Annotated in this window: 12 protein-coding genes, 1 tRNA gene, 1 other RNA gene and 5 pseudogenes; 10 read left to right on the forward strand and 9 right to left on the reverse strand. The window is 72.2% G+C overall.

The window, feature by feature from the left end:
- Positions 1-28: 28 nt before the first annotated feature.
- The 6 genes and pseudogenes from AAFF41_RS23925 to ffs all read right to left on the reverse strand — a co-directional run bounded on the left by AAFF41_RS23925 (position 29) and on the right by ffs (position 8,878).
- Entirely contained in the window at positions 29-928 is a 900-nt protein-coding gene (locus AAFF41_RS23925) for a phosphoribosylaminoimidazolesuccinocarboxamide synthase (RefSeq protein ID WP_319753421.1), read from the reverse strand.
- 74 nt (positions 929-1,002) lie between these two features.
- Complete coding sequence (locus AAFF41_RS23930; protein WP_343324612.1) at positions 1,003-2,556, reverse strand: N,N-dimethylformamidase beta subunit family domain-containing protein; 1,554 nt, start codon at positions 2,554-2,556, stop codon at positions 1,003-1,005.
- Between the two features lie 186 nt (positions 2,557-2,742).
- Entirely contained in the window at positions 2,743-4,659 is a 1,917-nt protein-coding gene (locus AAFF41_RS23935) for a M48 family metalloprotease (RefSeq protein WP_343326342.1), read from the reverse strand.
- A 329-nt stretch (positions 4,660-4,988) separates the two neighbouring features.
- A complete protein-coding gene (purD, locus tag AAFF41_RS23940) occupies positions 4,989-6,266 on the reverse strand; it encodes a phosphoribosylamine--glycine ligase (RefSeq protein WP_343324613.1) in 1,278 nt (425 codons plus the stop codon).
- Positions 6,267-6,364: 98 nt separating this feature from the next.
- A pseudogene (locus AAFF41_RS23950) lies at positions 6,365-8,685 on the reverse strand (DNA polymerase III subunit gamma and tau).
- Between the two features lie 94 nt (positions 8,686-8,779).
- Positions 8,780-8,878, reverse strand: an RNA gene (gene ffs, locus AAFF41_RS23955) — signal recognition particle sRNA small type.
- A gap of 71 nt (positions 8,879-8,949) precedes the next feature.
- On the opposite strand from ffs, the gene AAFF41_RS23960 reads away from it, so the two are divergent.
- From AAFF41_RS23960 to AAFF41_RS23980, 5 genes and pseudogenes are all read left to right on the forward strand, one after another.
- Positions 8,950-9,037, forward strand: a tRNA-Ser gene (locus tag AAFF41_RS23960).
- A 173-nt stretch (positions 9,038-9,210) separates the two neighbouring features.
- A complete protein-coding gene (locus tag AAFF41_RS23965) occupies positions 9,211-9,693 on the forward strand; it encodes a GtrA family protein (RefSeq protein ID WP_343326343.1) in 483 nt (160 codons plus the stop codon).
- 111 nt (positions 9,694-9,804) lie between these two features.
- Positions 9,805-10,740: a phosphorothioated DNA-binding restriction endonuclease gene (locus AAFF41_RS23970; protein ID WP_343324616.1), complete on the forward strand. Its 936-nt coding sequence runs from the start codon at positions 9,805-9,807 to the stop codon at positions 10,738-10,740.
- Between the two features lie 58 nt (positions 10,741-10,798).
- Positions 10,799-11,455 carry an RNA polymerase sigma factor gene (locus tag AAFF41_RS23975; RefSeq protein ID WP_319751289.1) on the forward strand — a complete coding sequence of 219 codons (657 nt, stop codon included), beginning with the start codon at positions 10,799-10,801 and terminating at the stop codon, positions 11,453-11,455.
- Positions 11,452-12,545, forward strand: a pseudogene (locus AAFF41_RS23980) (CU044_5270 family protein). The gene AAFF41_RS23975 and the pseudogene AAFF41_RS23980 overlap by 4 nt, the downstream one beginning before the upstream one ends.
- Before the next feature lie 18 nt (positions 12,546-12,563).
- Here AAFF41_RS23980 and AAFF41_RS23985 read toward each other — a convergent pair.
- Both AAFF41_RS23985 and AAFF41_RS23990 read right to left on the reverse strand, forming a co-directional pair.
- Positions 12,564-14,569 (reverse strand): annotated as a pseudogene (locus AAFF41_RS23985) (copper resistance CopC/CopD family protein).
- Positions 14,570-14,658: 89 nt separating this feature from the next.
- A pseudogene (locus AAFF41_RS23990) lies at positions 14,659-14,934 on the reverse strand (GNAT family N-acetyltransferase); the annotation flags it as partial.
- On the opposite strand from AAFF41_RS23990, the pseudogene AAFF41_RS23995 reads away from it, so the two are divergent.
- The 5 genes and pseudogenes from AAFF41_RS23995 to AAFF41_RS24015 form a co-directional block, all read left to right on the forward strand.
- Positions 14,934-15,055 (forward strand): annotated as a pseudogene (locus AAFF41_RS23995) (SIP domain-containing protein); the annotation flags it as partial. The pseudogenes AAFF41_RS23990 and AAFF41_RS23995 overlap by 1 nt on opposite strands.
- A 36-nt stretch (positions 15,056-15,091) precedes the next feature.
- Positions 15,092-15,676, forward strand: a complete 585-nt coding sequence (locus AAFF41_RS24000) for an HhH-GPD-type base excision DNA repair protein (protein WP_319751286.1) — start codon at positions 15,092-15,094, stop codon at positions 15,674-15,676.
- Positions 15,677-15,818: 142 nt separating this feature from the next.
- Entirely contained in the window at positions 15,819-16,478 is a 660-nt protein-coding gene (locus AAFF41_RS24005) for an HdeD family acid-resistance protein (protein ID WP_319751285.1), read from the forward strand.
- Between the two features lie 177 nt (positions 16,479-16,655).
- Positions 16,656-16,946 carry a hypothetical protein gene (locus AAFF41_RS24010; RefSeq protein ID WP_319751284.1) on the forward strand — a complete coding sequence of 97 codons (291 nt, stop codon included), beginning with the start codon at positions 16,656-16,658 and terminating at the stop codon, positions 16,944-16,946.
- Between the two features lie 71 nt (positions 16,947-17,017).
- Positions 17,018-17,164, forward strand: a complete 147-nt coding sequence (locus tag AAFF41_RS24015; protein ID WP_159055361.1) for a hypothetical protein — start codon at positions 17,018-17,020, stop codon at positions 17,162-17,164.
- A gap of 102 nt (positions 17,165-17,266) precedes the next feature.
- Here the strand turns inward: AAFF41_RS24015 and AAFF41_RS24020 are convergent, their stop codons facing one another.
- Positions 17,267-18,871, reverse strand: coding sequence for a helicase HerA-like domain-containing protein (locus AAFF41_RS24020; RefSeq protein WP_425526151.1), 1,605 nt, complete (start codon positions 18,869-18,871; stop codon positions 17,267-17,269).
- Positions 18,872-18,964: the final 93 nt, after the last annotated feature.

Here is an 18,964-nt window from a genome sequence, read left to right on the forward strand (position 1 = left end):
GGGCTTCTTCGTGTGCTCCTTCGCGTCCTCAGCTCCAGCTGGTGCCGGTCAGGCGCTCGTACGCCTCGATGTACTTGGCGCTGGTCGCGTCCACGATGTGCTGGGGCAGCGGCGGCGGGGGCTGCTCGCTCCTGCGGTCCCAGCCCGACTCGGCAGACGTCAGCCAGTCGCGGACGAACTGCTTGTCGAAGGACGGCTGGGCGTGGCCCGGCTCCCACACGTCGGCGGGCCAGAAGCGGGAGGAGTCCGGGGTCAGCACCTCGTCGGCGAGGATGAGCGTCTCGCCCTCGTAGCCGAACTCGAACTTGGTGTCCGCGAGGATGATGCCGCGCTCGCGCGCGATGTCACGGGCGCGGCCGTAGACGGCGAGGGTCGTCTGGCGCAGCTGGGCCGCCGTCTCGGCGCCGACCTGGCGGGCGACCTCCTCGTACGACACGTTCTCGTCGTGCTCACCGACCGCGGCCTTGGTGGCGGGGGTGAAGATCGGCGCGGGGAGTTCCGAGCCGTCGACGAGGCCCTCGGGGAGGGCGAGGCCGCAGACCGTGCGGGACTCGTCGTACTCGACGAGGCCCGAGCCGGTGAGATAGCCGCGCGCGACGCACTCGACCGGCGTCATCCGCAGGGACTTGCAAATGAGGGTGCGGCCCTCCCAGTCGGCGGGGGCGCCCGGCGGGAGCTCGGTGCTCAGCACGTGGTTGGGGACCAGGTCGGCGAGCTTGTCGAACCACCACAGCGAGAGCTGGGTGAGGACCCGGCCCTTGTCGGGGATCTCGGTGGGCAGCACCCAGTCGTAGGCGGACATGCGGTCACTGGCGATCATCACGAGGTCGCCCGCCTCGTTCTGGTACAGGTCGCGCACCTTGCCGGTGTGCAGATGCACCAGACCCGGGACCTGGAGGGGCTCGGGCTTTTCGACGAATCCGGACACGGTTCCTCCCCGTGGTTCTGTCCAAGTGGCTCGATTCTCCCGTATCCGGAGAGCGGCTTCGGCCAGGGGGTTCCTCAGTCGCGTTTGCAGATGCGGTCGAGGAGGTTCGCGGTGGCTCGCTGGACACGGGCGTCGACGTGGCCGGGACGGTCCAGGGCCGGGGACCACGCGAACGTCCCGGCCGCGAAGACCAGAGCTCCGGAGGGTGCCCGGTAGAGGGAGGTCTCCTGGTGGCGGGTGGCGCCCTCGCTGTCCTGGTAGGGGGAGTGGGCGAGCAGGATGCGGCCCTGGTGCTCGGGCAGCGGGGTGCGCGGGAAGTAGCGGTCGGCCTCGCCCGCGACCATGCCCGCGAGTTCGTCGCCCTCGTGTGCCCCGGTCGCCTCCCACAGCCAGTGGTCGGCGTTGCGCACGACCAGGGGGTGGGGTTCCGGGACCCTGCCCGCGTACTGGATACCGATGAGCTGCTGCTCAGGACGGTCGATTTCGCGCCACAGCGCCGGCCTTCCCGGGCCTCTGCGTTTGCGGCAGGTCAGCAGGCGGTCGGCGACGCCGGACGGGGACGGGGCCAACTCCACCTGCCAGTACATGGTGTTGGCGGAGAGGAAGACCAGGGAGGTGCCGCTTTCGCGGGCGAGTTCCACGGTGCGCCGCATGGCCAACGACCAGTACTCGTCGTGCCCCGGGAAGACCAGGCCGCGGTAGCGGGTGGGGTCGACGCGGCCGGCGTGCAGGTCGCGGGCGTCGGCGTAGGCGATGTCGTAGCCGTAGCGCTCGGCCCAGCGGATGAAGTCGTAGGCGTGGCCGACGTGGAGGGGAAGGCCCGCGCCGGCGTACGGGCGGTCGAAGGAGACCGTCGTCGCGGCCTCGGACTCGCCGAGCAGACGGCCGTTCTCGTCCCAGGCGTGATAGAGGCTCGCGCCGGTGTGCCCGTCCTCCGGGTAGAGGTTGTACGCCTGCCAGGTGACGTCCGGGAGCAGGAGGAGGAGGTCCGCGGGGTGGTTGTCGCGGACGGTGAAGGGGACGTGGGAGCGGTAGCCGTCGGCGGTGGTGAGTACGGCCACGTACGCGCCGATGTTCCAGTAGCTCGGGATCTGCAGGCGCCAGGAGAGCCACCAGTGATGACAGGAAACGGTTCTGTCGGCGGTGAGGGGCGGCGGCTGGACGATGCCCGACAGGCGGGGGCTGGTGGTGATCTTGCTGGCCCCGACGCCTCCGTAGTGCCCGATGCGGTAGATGTCGACGCTGAATTCCTGGGGCGGGTCGACGGTGACGTGGAAGTCGATGGCCTCGCCCGGCGCGGCCGCGCCGTTGGAGGCGAAGCCCTTGATCTGGCGGTGCACGTCGTCGGCCGAGCGGGGGCCGCCGACGCGGGGGTGGGGGATGGGGGGCCTGCGGGAGCCCTGGAGGGTGGCGGAGCCACCGGGTCCCCCGGCCTGACCGGGCTGACCGGCCCGACCCGCCTGATCGACGTGATCAATGTGATCGATGTACCACGGGACGACATGGCCCGTGTCGTCGAAGTACTGCTCGTCGCCCCTGAGCCAGGGAACGGGGCCCTGACCGAAGGGGTCCGTCACGGCGTGCGCGAGTGCGCCCGACTCCCAGCGGCGGATCTGCTCCGACCCCATGCCTGCTCCCCTCCCTCGTGCCCCCGTCGGTTCGGTAAACCTCTGCCCTGCACGCGATCGGTCCCAGCACATCACATTACGCACGCACTCCGTCACCGTTCGTCGCGAATTGACGTGAACGGAACGCGGACCTCCGGTTGAAGAAGTGGAGATGGGCGGCTGGGAGTAGGGACGGTGGTGGTGGCGTCAGACCAGGCGGACCGGTTTCTCGGGGCGGACGCCCAGGTGACGGAGCCAGTCCCGGAGAGGTTCCGGGTCACCGTCCTCGACGAGGGTCAGGACCCGCGGCCCCAGATCGACGGCCCGGACCCCGTCGACGAGAAGGGCGGGGCCATCGAGCCAGTCGAGCCCCGGCGCCGCCCCGGCGGTGTCCATCGCCGCACAACAGACCATCGCGGTGACATGGTCGGCCAACAGCTCACGCCCACTGCGCGGCGGCTGGAGCGGAAAGAGCGGCAGCACCCCGTCGTCCCAGAACGACCAGTCGGGGCCCGGCTGCTCCGCACCCCCGCCCGGCCCGGACGCGACGGCCGGCGCCGCCGCCTCCTCACGGGCCAGCTCCGCGCTGAGCCCGGCCGCGAGGGCCGCCGTTCGCTCACTCCCGAGCACGGGCTCGCCGTCCTCCCCGACCTCCTCCTCGACCTCGACCTCGACCTCGACCTCTGTCCCTGTCCCTGTCCCTGTCCCTGTCCCTGTCCCTGTCCCTGTCCCTGTCCCTGTCCCTGCCTCTGCCTCTTTTAGTCTCGCGCCCGTACCGCTCTCCCCGTACGCCTCGCGCCGATCGACGGAGAGGTCGGCGTCGTCCGTGGCCGGTGTGGCAGGCGCGGTCAGATGGTCGAGCACGCGTGCCAGCGTCGGACCACCCTGGTCGGGCTGGGTCGGATCCGTGGGGTGACGGACGCCCAGCGCGTCCAGCACCCGGTGCAGCCGGGCCGCTTCGGTGCGCCAGGTGCGGTCGACGACCTCGTCCGGATACTCCTGCCAGTCCACCGGCGCCCAGTCGGGCCCGGGCTCCGCGGGGCCGCCGTGGAAGAGGCGCGCGGCGAGCAGCGAGGCCGCCTCGTCCACCGAACCGGGCTCTTCGAGCAGGTCGCAGGCGGGACGCTCGCCGAGGCGGGAGGCGAAGCCCTCGGCCAGCCGGTCACGGCGCGACAGCTCGGTGAGGGCCGCGACGACACCCGCGTCCAGCCGGGCCGGCCAGCGGCCCATCCGCCAGGCGGGCAGCGCGACCCGGGTCAGCAGCCGGTCCCAGCCCGCGTACGCCAGGCCGACCTGTTCCTGGGCGACGATCCGCAGACCGTAGTCCACAGCCTGTGCACGCTCGGCCGCGGCAGCCGCCACTCCCCGCTCCATCTCGGCCGCATGGCCCCGGCAGCTGCGCAGCAGCAGGCGGGTCACCCAGCCGACACCGGCGAGCACCGTGCGGGCCAGAGGGCCGCGGGCGGGCTCGGAGGTCACGGCCACGGCCGCGTCCAGACCCCGTACGAAACGGCGGGCCGCGGCTATGTCGGGGTGCGCCGAAGGGCCCGTACCGGCGACGACCGGGGCGAGGACCGCGCGCAACTCCCCGACCCGCATCCACCACAGGAAGGGCGAGCCGATGACGAGGACCGGAGCCGCGGGGGCTCGGCGGGGACGCCCGCCTCCCACCCCTCGTACGCCCGCTATTTCGTCGCGGTGCTCGGGCGGCGGCGGACCGTGCGCCGGGTGGGTGCGGTCCTCCAGCCAGCTGTCGCAGTCCGGGGTCAGCGCTATCGCCGAGGGCGGCGGGACGTCGAGGCGGTCGGCCAGATCCCGGACCAGGCGGTAGAGGTCGGGAGCGGACGCCTCCGCGATCGGGACCGTGGGGCTCACGGCGGGCCGCGCGCGGGCGACGACGAGCGCGATGCCCGCGGCGGCGAGCAGCACGAGGGCGGCGATGACCGTCACGATCCAGCTGGTGACGGGCCAGCTTCCGCCGGTGATGTGCCCGGTCGAGCCGCCGACGAGCAGCACGACGGCGACGGCCGCGGGCAGCAGGGCGACGGCCAGCGCCCTGCTGCGGATACGCAGCACGGCGAGCGCCCGGGAGCGCGCGGCCTGCGCGCCCACCTCCACACCCATACCGGTCACGACCGGATGTCACCCCCTGCTGTCGGCCCGGCCCGGGCTGTCTCGCAGCCCGCGCCGAAGGATGCCCTGGTGTTGCTCACTCCCCCACTGTGGCACCCACCACCGACATCGCAATGCCGGTGGGCCAAGTGCCGGAACGCTTTCGCCGCACCCTAGTTGGGGCCTCGGCCCCCGTCAGCCGGATGGGGCATCGCTCACTCGATGGAATGGCTTTGGGGAAAGGTGGATGACCGTGGGCAAGGATCAGGCCCCGGATTCCGTACAGAATCCGGGGCCCAGTGGTGCACGCGGGGGTGGGCGCTACACCTCCGTCAGGGGCTCTACGCCTCGGTCGTGACGTCGGTCGTGGCGTCCGCCGCCGCCTTCGCCGCGATGTCCGTACGGTGCTGCGAACCGTCGAGGCCGATGCGGGCGACCGCCGCGTAGGCGCGGGCGCGGGCCTCGGTGAGGTCGGTGCCGGTCGCCGTGACGGAGAGGACCCGGCCGCCCGCGCTGACGACCGCGTCGCCGTCGTGCTTCGTCCCGGCGTGCAGGACGTACGCGTGCGGGGCGTCCAGCGCCGCCACCTCGTCGAGCCCGGTGATCGGGTCGCCGGTGCGCGGGGTGTCGGGGTAGTTGTGGGAGGCCACGACCACGGTGACCGCCGCGTCGTCGCTCCAGCGCAGCGGCGCCAGATCGGCGAGGGTGCCTTCGGCGGCGGCGAGCAGGACGCCCGCGAGCGGGGTCTTCAGCCGGGCCAGGACCACCTGGGTCTCCGGGTCGCCGAAACGGGCGTTGAACTCGATCACCCGTACACCGCGGCTCGTGATCGCCAGACCCGCGTAGAGAAGGCCGGAGAAGGGCGTACCGCGGCGGCGCAGCTCGTCGACGGTCGGCTGGAGGACGGTCTCCATGACCTCCTCGACCAGCTTCGGGTCCGCCCACGGGAGGGGCGAGTACGCGCCCATGCCGCCGGTGTTCGGGCCCTCGTCGCCGTCCAGCGCGCGCTTGAAGTCCTGGGCGGGCTGGAGCGGGACGACCGTCTCGCCGTCGGTGATCGCGAAGAGGGAGACCTCGGGGCCGTCGAGGAACTCCTCGATGACGACGCGGTCGCAGGCGATGGCGTGCGCGCGGGCCTTCGCGAGGTCGTCGGTCACGACGACACCCTTGCCGGCGGCGAGCCCGTCGTCCTTCACGACGTACGGGGCGCCGAAGGCGTCGAGCGCCTCGTCGACCTCCTCGGGCGTCGTGCAGACGTACGAACGTGCCGTGGGGACGCCCGCCCCTGCCATCACATCCTTGGCGAAGGCCTTGGAGCCCTCCAGCTGCGCGGCCTCCTCGGAGGGGCCGAAGCAGGGGATGCCCGCCGCGCGCACGGCGTCGGCGACCCCGGCGACGAGCGGCGCCTCCGGTCCCACGATCACCAGCTCGGCGCCGAGCTCGGTGGCCAGCGCGGCCACGGCGGCGCCGTCGAGGGCGTCGACCGGGTGCAGCTCGGCCGTCTCCGCGATGCCTGCGTTCCCGGGGGCGCAGTGCAGAGCGGTGACGTCGGGGTCGAGGGACAGGGAACGGCACAGGGCGTGTTCGCGGGCGCCGCTACCGATGACAAGGACCTTCACGGGGTCAGCCTATCCGTCGGGGCCGGGTGCCTTTGTGGGGGCTTCCGAAGCGGGGGGTGGGGAGAGTTGGTGCGATCCTCCGAGAGGGGTCCGGGCGTTCACTCGTTGGAGAACTCCTCCACCACCGTCGCGCCCAGTTCGCGGACGATCAGGTCGTGGCCCGAGAGGGCGGACTCGTCGAGGTCGGGGTCGTCGTCCTCGGGGATGTCGTCCTCGGGGGCCACCGGAGGCGGCTCGTAGGCGGCCGGGGGTGAGGGGGCGGGCGTCGAGGCGGGCGCGGCCGAGGCCTGCCCCGCGGGCGGGCCCTGGGACCCGGCGGGGCGCGGAGCCGGGGGCTGCTGGGGGGCGGGGCGCGAGCCGGCCGGAGCTCCGCCGTAACCGCCACCACCGGCGCCATAGCCGCCACCGCCGCCGCTGCCGCCACCACCGAGTCCGGGACCGGGGCCGGAGACCGACACCGGTGGCGGTGCCGAACCACCGGAGGTGTCGACGATCGCGTCGATCTTCCACTGCACATTGAACTGTTCGGCCAGCGCCTGCTTCAGGACTTCCTCGCTGCCGCTGCTCGCGAAGTTGTCGCGCGCGCCCGCGTTGACGAAGCCGATCTGCAGGGTCGTGCCGTCGTAGCCGGTGACCTGCGCGTTCTGGCTGAGCAGGATCCAGGTGAAGCGGCGGCGGTTCTTCACGGCCTCCAGGATGTTCGGCCAGAGCATGCGGGGGTCGACGCCACCGGCGGCGGGGGCCGGCGCGGAGGCGGGGCCGGGGCCCGGGCCGGGGGTGGACGCCGTCGGCGCTGCAGCGGGTGCGGGTGCGCTGGGGGCGGCGGGGGCCTGTCCCCACCCGCGGGTGTCGCGGTCGGCCAGCCGCCCGGACGCCGACCGCTGCCGACGGCCGTCGCGGTGGGCCAGGCGCCGGGCGCGGATCCGGACGGGGCCGCAGCGGCAGCCGGGGGCGCGGCAGCGGCAGCCGCGGGACCCGGTGCGGGTGCCGGGGCCTGGGCGGGGGAAGGGGCCGAGGCAGGGGAAGCCCCCGCACCCGGCGCCGCAACAACCCCGTCGGCACCCCCCGCACCACCGGCCCCGTACCCCTCGTTCGTCGCTCCCTGCCCGCCGGGACCCGCGCCCCGCACGGCGGCCCGGGCCGCGGCGACCCCGCCGCCCGGCGGAACCATCGGAGCGGCCGCGGCCGGCGCCCCTCCATGTACCTCGGGGCCGGGCACGTACCCCATGACGGGGGCGCCCGCGCCGGCACCGGAGAAGTTCACCCCGCGCTCGATGCGGTCCAGGCGGGCCAGGACGGATCGCTCGTCCCCGTACGCCGCGGGCAGGAGCACACGCGCGCAGATGAGCTCGAGCTGGAGTCGCGGCGAGGTGGCGCCGCGCATCTCCGTCAGCCCCTCGTTGACCAGATCGGCGGCGCGGCTCAGCTCGGCGGCGCCGAAGACCCCGGCCTGGGCCTGCATACGCTCGACGACATCCGACGGGGCGTCGATGAGCCCCTTCTCGGCGGCGTCGGGAACGGCGGCCAGGATCACCAGGTCGCGCAGCCGCTCCAGCAGGTCCGCGACGAACCTCCGGGGATCGTTGCCCCCCTCGATGACGCGGTCCACGATCTCGAAGGCCACGGCGCCGTCGCCCGCGGCGAACGCCTCGACCACGGAGTCGAGCAACGACGCGTCCGTGTACCCCAGCAGTGAGGTGGCCATGGCATACGTCACACCGTCGGTGCTCGCCCCCGCGAGGAGCTGATCCATGACGGACATGGAGTCACGCACGGAGCCGGCGCCGGCCCGCACGACCAGCGGCAGTACGCCGTCCTCGACGGGAATGCCCTCATGCCCGCAGACCTCGCCCAGGTAACCCCGCAGGGTCCCCGGCGGCACGAGCCGGAACGGATAGTGGTGGGTCCGCGACCGAATCGTCCCGATGACCTTCTCGGGCTCGGTCGTGGCGAAGATGAACTTGAGGTGCTCGGGCGGCTCCTCGACCACCTTCAGCAGGGCGTTGAAGCCCGCCGGGGTGACCATGTGGGCCTCGTCGATGATGTAGATCTTGTACCGACTGCTCGCAGGCCCGAAGAAGGCCTTTTCCCGCAGGTCACGAGCGTCGTCGACACCACCGTGCGAGGCGGCGTCGATCTCGATGACGTCGATCGACCCCGGCCCGTTCCGCGCGAGGTCCCTACAGGACTGGCACTCCCCGCAAGGGGTCGGCGTCGGCCCCTGCTCGCAGTTCAGACACCGGGCCAGAATCCGCGCGCTGGTCGTCTTCCCGCATCCGCGCGGCCCGCTGAACAGGTATGCGTGATTGACCCGGTTGTTCCGCAGCGCCTGCTGCAACGGGTCGGTGACATGCTCCTGCCCGATGACCTCGGCGAACGACTCCGGGCGATAGCGGCGGTACAGCGCGAGAGACGACACACATACGAGGTTATAGGCGCCCACTGACAACAGGGACCGCTCACCGGCCCCCGGGCCCCGGCGGCCGGACCCTCGTGCCGCATCCCGCCCCGTGAACGCAAGCGCCCCCCACGCACCCGCCAGAGCCAACCTACCCTTGCTGCCTTCCGGCCCTGGGGGAGTTCAGTCAGATAGCGCCACGTGAGGGGCTCCGCACAGAGTACCTGATCCGCGAGGAGGGAACGAGTTCGCGAGCACTCCTCAACGTCTTGTATTGTTTGCCGCGGAGGATTCGCCTAGAGGCCTAGGGCGCACGCTTGGAAAGCGTGTTGGGGGCAACCCCTCACGAGTTCGAATCTCGTATCCTCCGCCAGTGCCTCACCGGGCACGATGTCGAAGGGCCCCACCGCTTGCGGTGGGGCCCTTCGACGTTGGCCGTCTCGGCTTCCGTCTCGTCGCGGGGTCGCTGCCGGACACGGCGGCGGCACTGAGTCCGCGGTGCGGGGTGCGGAGCCGACCGGGACCAGGGCCTACGACGCGCGCCGGATACCGGCGACCCCGGCCGCCCCCGGTCCGCTCGCCTCCTTCGCCCGGTTCGTCCTCTGCGGTGGCGGCATAGGCGTCCTCTCCAGCTTCGCGGTCCCCCTCGTCGCCGGACTGAGGCCCTGGGCGGTGGCCAACGCGGTCGTCACCGTCGCGTCGACCATCCTCTGCACCGAGCTGCACGCACCCTTCACCTTCGGCAGCGGGAAGCACGCCGGATGGCGCCAGCACTGGCAGTCCGCGGGATCGGCCGCGGCCGCCTACGCCGTCACCTCCGTCGCGCTCCTCATCCTGCACACCCTTCAGACCTCCCCGAGCGTGCTCACCGAACAGCTCGTCTGCCTCAGCGCCTCCGGCCTCGCCGGCATCGGACGCTTCCTCCTCCTGCGCCTCTACGTCTTCGCCGGCGGACGGACCAGGGCCACGGAGCCGGTACGGGTGAACAGCCCGGCACCCCGGCCGCACCGGGCCCTGGCCTGGGCCTAGGCCCCGCCGCCCCGGAGAGCCAGAGGGTCACCGCGACCGCGTTGAACGTCTCCGCCCCTCCCATCAAGCCACCCGTCCGATCATCCGGCCGCACCCGTACGATCACCCGTCATGGAGGACTGGCTGGAGCGCGCGGCGAAGCTGAGGCAGTGGACCGGCAACGGGGTCCGCGCCCCGCACAAGCCCCTGCTCCTCCTCTACGCCCTCGGCCGGTTCCAGCGTGACGCCGACGGCGAGTTGCGCTACAGCGCGGTCGAGGACGATCTGAAGCGGCTGCTGGCCGAGTACGGTCCGGCCAACCGGACGACACCGGCGTACCCCTTCCACCACCTGGTCGGCGACGGGGTGTGGGAGGTGCGGACCGATCGCGGGCCCGGCAGCCCCGGCAGCGGGGTGCGGGAACTGCGGTCGACGGGCGCGGCGGGACGGCTCGCGCCGGAGCTGCGGACGGCGCTGCGACGGGAACCCGCGCTCCTCGGCCGGCTGGCCCGGATCCTGCTCGACCTGCACTTCCCGCCCTCGCTCCACGACGAACTGTGCGAGGCCGTGGGCCTGGAGTGGGAGTGGGAGCCGGAAGGGCCGGTGCACCTGCCGGACGCGGGGCCCCGGGACCGGCGCCGACGCGACGGGCGGATGCGGGAGCTGGTCCTGACGGCGTACGAGTACCAGTGCGCGTTCTGCGGGTACGACGGCCGGATCGGGGCGGTGCCGGTCGGGCTGGAGGCCGCGCATGTGCGCTGGTGGGCGTTCGACGGGCCGGACGACATCGACAACGGTCTGTGCCTGTGCTCGCTGCACCACAAACTGTTCGACAAGGGCGTCCTCGGTATCGGGGAGGGGCACCGCATCCTGGTGTCGCGGCGCTTCGTCGGACGGAGCCCGGCGGCCCGCGACCATGTCATCGCGCTGGCGGGCCGTCAGCTGACCGGTCCCCAGCCGGGCACCGCGCCCGTCGCCGCGCACCACCGGACCTGGCACGCCCGGCAGGTGTTCCACGGAGCTCCGCGCCCTGCCACGGCGGTCCCCACCGCACACGGCGAGCTGTGACGCAGGTCACGGGAAGTCGGGGTCGGGTGCCGGACAGCTCATAGGGGTGAGCATTGATATGCGTACCCGGGTACGGGCCGGGGAATCGAACGCCTTCGCGGAGCTCTTCGACAGGTATGCGCGCGCGGTCTACAACCACGCCTTCCGGCTGACCGCCGACTGGTCGACGGCCGAGGACGTGATGGCCGCGACCTTCCTGGAGGCATGGCGGCTGCGCGACCGGGTCGACCCCGAGGGCGGTTCGCTGCGGCCCTGGCTGCTGGGCATCGCCACCAACACCGCGCGCAACCAGTACCGGAGCAACCGGCGCTACCGGCGGGCCGCCCAGGCCGCCGCCGCGGCCGAGCTGTCGGTGCCCGACCACGCCGAGGACGTGGCAGGGCGGGTCGACGACCGGCGCCACCTCGCGACCGCCCTCACCGCCCTCGCGACGCTGCGTCCCCCGGAGCGTGAGGTCATCGCGCTCTGCCTGGGAGAGGGCCTGGACTACGAGGCCGCGGCCGAGGCGCTGGGGATTCCGGTCGGCACGGTCGCCTCCCGGCTCTCCCGTGCCCGCAAGAAGCTGCGCGTCCTCACCGACCCCGGACCGGCGCGCCAAGAACCCGGACCGCCGCCGAAAAAAGTTCGCGGAAGACGGGAAGGCAGCCGCCGCGCCCGACAGATAACAGGCGATCGCACCCAAGTGATCCGGCCCGCACAGGAAGGAAACCGATGAACGCGAACACGCCCCGGCAGAGTCCGGCCGAGCAGGACGAGGGCGCCCAGCAGCTCCTGTCCCGCACGGCGCGCGACCTCCCGGCGGGCCGTCACCAGTTCCACAAGGAGCGCCTGATGGCCCAGATTCACCAGATCCAGCAGGAAGAGCGCACGGCGGCGGTGGCCCCGGCGCGGACCCGGCGGTTCCGGCTGCCGCGTCCGGCGATCACGCTGCCCGCGCTGGCCGCCGCCCTGGCCGGTACGGTCGTCGCCGTAGTGGCGATGAACGACGGCGGCGGACTCAGGGACGGCGGCGTCGCCACCGGACCCGCCCTCACCACCCGCATCGGTGCCGCGACCACCAAGGGCGTCCCCCAGTTGCTGGGCCAGATCTCACTGGCGGCGGCCGAGACCGGGGGAGCCACCCGGCCGTCAAGCCCGGCCAGTACGTCTACATAGAGTCCAAGACGGCCGACTCGTTCGTGAAGACCGTCGACGACAAGAGCAGCCTCGCCAGTCACGCGCTGCACCGCCGCCAGGTCTGGATGTCCTCCGACGGCACCAAGGGCTGGCTGATCGACCCGGCCGTCAACGACAGCTCCGAGGGCGAGACCCTGAGCCTGCCCGACGAACAGGGCAACACCCCGGTCGGCAGCCTGAACCACCCCACGTACGACTTCCTGGCCAAGCTGACCACCGACCCCGACAAGATCCTGGCCAAGATCTACAAGGAGACCAAGGGCCACGGCAACTCACCCGACCAGGAGGCGTTCACCACCATCGGCGACCTGCTCGTCGAGAGCTACCCGCCGGCGGAGCTGTACTCGGCCCTGTTCAAGGCCGCCGCGAAGATCCCCGGAGTCGTCGTGGTGAACGACGCGGTGGACGCGGTGGGCCGGCACGGGATCGCGGTGGCCCGGCTGGACGAGACCAGCGGCGAACGCGAAGAGTGGATCTTCGACAAGAAGACCCATGTCTTCCTGGGCGACCGCTCGGTCAAGGTGACTGCGAGCACCGGTGAGGACGCTCTGATCAAGCCCGGCACGGTGACGTTCACCAACGCCATCGTCACCCGGGCCGTCGTCGACGGCATGAAGCAGACCCCGTGAGCCGACGCGGTGGTCCCGTCAGCCGATCTTCACGGTCTTCGACACCGTGACCTGGTCGATGTCGGTGGTGCGGACGGTGGCCTTCATGGTCCAGGTGCCGGCCACCGGGAGGGTGACGCCGTCCGCGGTCCAGTAGCCGCCCTTGTCCGTCAGTTCGGCGTCGATCGGGCCGATCTGCTGGGATTCCAGAGTGAAGGTGAGGCGCAGTTCGGGCACGGTGGCGAAGCCGCCGTCGGAGCCGTAGATCACGGCCTGCACGGAGTTCTCGCCCACCCGGCTCGGTGTCAGTTCGATCTGCACCTTGCCGTGTCCGCCCTTCGTGCCCACGTCGAACGGGATCGTCGTCGTCGAGGCCGTGGTCTGCCCGGCGGCCGCGGTGGCGGAGGCCGCCGCGGCCTCGGTGGCCGCGCGGCCCGGTTGGGTACCGGTGAGCAGAGTGGTGATCACCAGCACGACGATGCCGACGACGACCTCGACCAGCACCGAACGGCGCAACGCCCGCCGGTACCGGTCGGCCTCGTCGGAGGCCGCGCCCGAGGCTTTGCCGGAGTCCTTGTCCGAGTCCTTGTCGGAGATCTTGCCCGAGCTCGTGTCGGAAGCCTTGTCCGAAGACTCGCGATCCGGATCCGGCTCCGGATCCGGTACGCCGCCGTCCGAGGGGCCGCCGTCCGACGGGCCGTCCGCCCTCCCGACCCGTACGTCGGCGGGGGCGGCCGAGGCCCCCACCGTCTGCGGCACCCGCTCCTCCACCGACACCGCAGCCGCTGTCCGCGCCTCATCCGCCGCGAGCATCAGCCGCCCGGTCCAGCGCCGCGAGGCCCCCGCCCCGGCCAGCAGCACCAGCACCGCCACCAGCTTGGCGAGGAGGAGCCGGCCGTACGAGGTGGAGGTCAGCGCCTCCCAGGAGCCGAGGCCGCGCCAGGACTGGTAGACGCCGGTGACGACCAGGACGGTGACCGAGGCGAGGGCGAGCCGGGAGAAGCGGTTGACGACGGCCGCGGGGAGCGGCTCGGCCGACCGGTACAGCGCGGTGAGCAGGGCCGCGAGGCCGCCCAGCCAGACCGCCATCGACAGCAGGTGCAGTACGGAGGAGACCATCGCCACGGGTACCTGGATCCCGGCGGACGCGTGTTCGGCGACGGCCCAGGTGACGGCGAGGGAGACGGTGAGCAGCCCGCCGAGCGCGAGGACGAGCCGCCCCGCGCCTGCTCGCGTACCGGATGGAACACCGCCGCCCCGAGCAGCACCAGTCGCGCCAGCAGGGCCAGTCCCGGCCTGCTGGTCAGGGTCTCGCTGAGGACGGACGGATCGAAGGCGTCCGCCGGACCGCTGCCGCGCTCGTAGGGTCCGCGCAGGAGCAGCAGCGCGACGGTGGACCCGGCCAGGATCCACCAGCCGGTGAGGAGCAGTCGCCGCACCGGGCCAGGGAACCCGCAGACCAGGACGAAGGCGGCCGCGCCGATGAGAAGGGCCAGACCGCCGTACGCCAAGTAGCGGGCGGCGTCGTAGAGCGTGCCCGCGACGGTGTTCCCGGAGGGGTCCACGGGGACCGGCGGGGCGGTCGCGGAGGGCTTGCCGATGGAGAAGGTGAAGGCGCCGGAGACCGGGTGGCTGTCGGCCGAGACGACCCGCCAGGCCACCGTGAAGGTGCCGGTGCCCAGCCCCTTCGGCAGGGTCACACGGGCGGTGTCGGAACGGTCGCCCGCGTGCCCCGGGTCGCCGGTGTGCACGCGTCGGTTGTCCGGGTCGAGCACGCGGAAGGAGTCGTCGAGGAGCCCGATGGACTCGCTGAAGGACAGCGTCACCTCGGTGGGCGCACTCTTCAGCACGCTGCCGTCCTGCGGATCGGTGCCGGTCAGCGCGGCGTGGGCGGACGCGCCGCCGACACCGCCGAACAGCACCAGGACCAGCACCGTGCCCAGCAGCGCCAGCCCCTGGGCGATCCGCCGTCGCTCCCGCTGTCCGCCTCCACGTCCGCTCACACGCCGTCTCCGTCGTCTCCGTCGTCCCTGCGGTCTCCGCATTCCGGTCCGCCCGGTCCGCACTTCCAGAGTCACGGGTACGTACGGACGAATCCGGCGCCGTGCTCACCCCCCGGCGAGGAACCCACCGATCAACTCACCGAGGAACCCGGCGAGGAATCCCCTGGGAGGGCCGCCTCCGGCGTCAGAAGGGCCAGCCGGGCCCGCTTCTCGGGCAAGTAGACCCCGGGAAGGTCGATTTCGGGAAGCACGATCTCCGGGCCGGGCACGAAGCCCTGCCGGACCAGCCGCGCGATCGCCTTCTCGTTGCGCGCGTCGGGTTCGACCACGACCCGCTGCCGGTCGAGGCCGACCAGCACGTACATGGTGAACGCGGTCAGCAGCGCCGACGACCGGCCCGGCCGCCCCCTACGTCTGGATCACCTGCGACACCACCACGACCCGCGCCTCACGACGTACGTCCGCAAGGAACTCTCCGTCCCGAGGCAGCGGGTGAACGCGATGGGCTACTGGCGCACGGCGGCCTGAGAGGCGTTCCGCACCCTCACGCGGGATCATCGAGGCATGGACGTCAGCCTTCACATCGCCCAGGATCCCGAAGCGGACGCGTTGCTCAGCCGCAGTCCCCTCGCCGCCCTGACCGGGATGCTGCTGGACCAGCAGGTGCCGATGGAGTGGGCGTTCAAGGGGCCGCGCACGATCGCCTCGCGCATGGGGGCGGACGAGTTGGACGCGCACGAGATCGCCGCGTACGACCCGGAGAAGTTCGCCGCGCTGCTCACGGCGAAGCCGGCCGTGCATCGCTATCCCGGGTCCATGGCCAAGCGGATCCAGCAGCTGTGCCAGTACCTCGTGGAGCACTACGACGGGGACGCGGCCAAGGTCTGGGAGGGCGTCAAGAGCGGCGAGGAGCTTCTGCGGCGGCTCGAGGAACTGCCCGGGTTCGGCGCCCAGAAGGCCCAGATCTTCCTGGCCCTGCTCGGCAAGCAGTTCGGTGTGCGGCCCAAGGGCTGGCGCGAGGCGGCGGGGGCGTACGGCGAGCCGGACTCCTTCCGCTCCGTCGCCGACATCACCGGGCCGGAGTCCCTGGCGAAGGTCCGCGCCCACAAACAGGAAATGAAGGCCCAGGCGAAGGCCTCCGGCAAGTAGCCCTCCACGTATCTCGCCCCGCCGCAGCGCTCCCAAGGGGCGCGGTGAACTGCGTGACCAGCCCCCGGGGGTCCGGGGGCGAGGGTCCGTCGGATGGCTCACTGCGGTGGCAGAGCGGCCCCACGCGGCCAAAACATGAACCATGAGCGAGGTACCGAACGCCCCCCACCAAGGCCCGCAGTACGACGACCGTCACGTCCACGAACGTCACGTCCACGACCGCGAACCACGCGTCACCCCCGAAGGCCCCCTGCACTTCATCGCCCGCAGCGCCTGGCAGGCCGTCCTGCTCGCCGGCATCGCGGCCTTCGTCCTCGGCGTGCTGGTGCTGGTCTGGCCGGGCGCCTCCCTGCTGGCCGCAGGCGTGCTCTTCGGCCTCTACCTGCTCTTCAGCGGCGTACTCCAGCTCGTCGCCGCGTTCGGCACCCACCTCGCGACCTCGCTGCGCGTCATGGCCTTCATCAGCGGCGCCCTCTCGATCCTGCTCGGCCTGTTCTGCTTCCGCGGCCCGATGCAGTCGACCCTCCTGCTCGCCCTGTGGATCGGCATCGGCTGGCTGTTCCGGGGCATCACCCAGACCCTGGCCGCCGCGTCCGACCCGACCGTGCCGGCCCGCGGCTGGCAGATCTTCCTCGGGATCGTCAGCTCCCTCGCGGGGATCGTCCTCATCGTGTCCCCGTTCACCTCGATCGCCGTCCTCACCCTCGTCGGCGGCTGCTGGCTCCTCGCGGTCGGCGTCACGGAAATCGTCACGGCGTTCGTGATCCGCGGCCGCGCCAAGCACATCCCGGCCGTCGTCTGACCGCACGCCCGACCCCACGACGAGTCCACGCCGTACGTCAACTCCGCGCCTGCCCCGTAACCCATGAGGGCGGATCTCGCCGCCGACACGATGAACCACCCACTCCGGATGGGGACACGACCTCCTATGAGCTCCTCTCCGCACCGTCGGCCGCGCCCGTCGCACCGGCACGCGTGGATGCGGGTTCTGACGCTCCTCGTCGTCACGATCCTCGCGGCGGGCGCCCACGTCGACGCCCTCGCCCCGAACCCCGTCGTGGCCTCCGCCGAAACGGGCTGCGGCGCCGAACACGACGTACTCGACACGGCCCTTCGCCCGCCCGCCCGGCAGGACCACCGCCCCCTCGCCCCGCTGCGCCCCGCGCCGACCGCTCCCGACTGCCCGGAGCCGGCGCCCCACCCCCGTCACGTACCGCCGTCGCACTCCCGCACGCTGCACGCCCTGCGCTCCGTGGTCCTGCGCTGCTGACAGGCCCGGCCCGGCCTCCGGACCGTCCCCGCCAGCCAGTCAGTGAACCAAGCGAACGCAAGGACACAGCCATGCCCACCGACCCGTACGCGGTCCTGCGCGCCCTCCTGCGCGCGGAAGCCGTCCGCAACACGCCCAAGCCGCAGCCCGAGCCCAGGCCCGCACCGGACGCCCGGCAGGTGCAGGCGCCTCCGGCCAAGGAGCACGGAAACAGCTAGGAACAACAGTGAGGCGACCGTCCCGCCCGTGGGCGGGGCGGTCGCCTCACCGCCTGACAACTGACAACTGACAACCACCAAACACCGACCACCGACCACCGGCTACCGCCTGCGCCGAGCCGTCCCGAAGAGGGAGCGGGTGATCTCCCTGCCGATCTGCGTGCCCATCGACCGTGCCAGCGACTTGAAGATCCCGCTGCCGACGACCTGTTCGACGACCGAGGGTTCCTCCTTCGCCCGGCCTCCGCCCTTCGCGGGCGCCCGCCCGGCCTCCGCAGCCGCCTGGGCGGCGGCCCGCGCGGCGGCCGCGTCCCGCGCCGCGAGCTTCTCGTACGCGGACTCACGGTCGACCGCCTGCGCGTATCGCCCGTACAGCGGGGACGCCTGCACCGCCCGGTCCAGCGCGGCCGGATCGACAGGGCCCATCAGGGACTGCGGGGCCCGCAGCCGGGTCGCCGCGACCGGCGTCGGCGCGCCCTTCTCGCTCAGCACGGTCACCACGGCCTCGCCGGTGCCCATGCCGGTGAGAACCTCCTCCAGGTCGTACGCGGAGTTGGGGAAGGTCTTCACCGTGGCCTTCAGCGCCTTCTGGTCGTCCGGGGTGAAGGCGCGCAACGCGTGCTGGACGCGGTTGCCGAGCTGGGCGAGGACGTCGGACGGCACGTCCTTCGGGGTCTGCGTCACGAAGAAGACGCCGACCCCCTTCGAACGAATGAGCCGCACGGTCTGGGTGATCGACTCCAGGAAGGCCTTCGACGCGCCGGTGAAGAGCAGGTGCGCCTCGTCGAAGAAGAAGACCAGTTTCGGCTTGTCGAGGTCACCGACCTCCGGCAGGTCGTGGAAGAGATCGGCGAGCATCCACATCAGGAGGGTCGAAAAGAGCTGCGGTTTGTCCTGGACCTCGGGGAGTTCGAGGACGGACACCGTCCCGCGCCCGTCCGACGCCGTCCGCAACAGCTCGCTCGTGTCGAACTCCGGCTCCCCGAAGAACGGGCTCATGCCCTGTGCCTCGAAGGCGGTCAGCGAGCGCAGGATCACCCCCGCCGTCGCGGGCGACAGCCCGCCGATGCCCTTCAGCTCCGCCTTGCCCTCGTCCGAGGTCAGGAAGGTGACGACGGCCCGCAGGTCCTTGAGGTCGAACAGTTCCAGACCCTTCTGGTCGGCGTAGTGGAAGATCAGGCCGAGCGACTGCTCCTGGGTCTGGTTCAGCTGGAGCACCTTGGAGAGCAGCACCGGGCCGAAGCTGGTGACCGTCGCCCGTACGGGGATGCCCGTGCCCATGCCGCCGAGCGCGTAGAACTCGGCCGGGCAGGCGGTCGGCGTCCACTCCTGGTGGACCTCCTGCGCACGCGCCAGCACCTTGTCGTTCGACACGCCCGGCGCCGAGATCCCGGAGACATCACCCTTGATGTCGGCGAGGAACACCGGCACGCCCTGCACGGACAGCTGTTCGGCGATCAGCTGCAGCGTCTTGGTCTTGCCGGTGCCGGTGGCTCCGGCGACCAGCCCGTGCCGGTTGAGCACGGGCAGCGGGATGCGGATCCGGGCGTCCGGCAGACACCGCCCGTCCCAGATCAGAGCGCCCAGGTCGAGCGCGGGTCCGGCGAACGCGTAACCGGAGGCGATCTCCAGGGCCTCCTGGGAGAGCCCGGGGGCGCCGCTCACACCTTCGGGTGCCACCGCGGGAGGTGCTTCGCTGTCGCTCACATCAGGCCCCTGTTCCCGGTTTGCACTGATTTACGACGTCTTTTCCAGCGTCGCACTACGTCGCCATGGCTGCGCCCGGAAGGTCTGGGCCGG

This window comes from Streptomyces mirabilis (assembly GCF_039503195.1).
Lineage (GTDB): Bacteria > Actinomycetota > Actinomycetes > Streptomycetales > Streptomycetaceae > Streptomyces > Streptomyces mirabilis_D.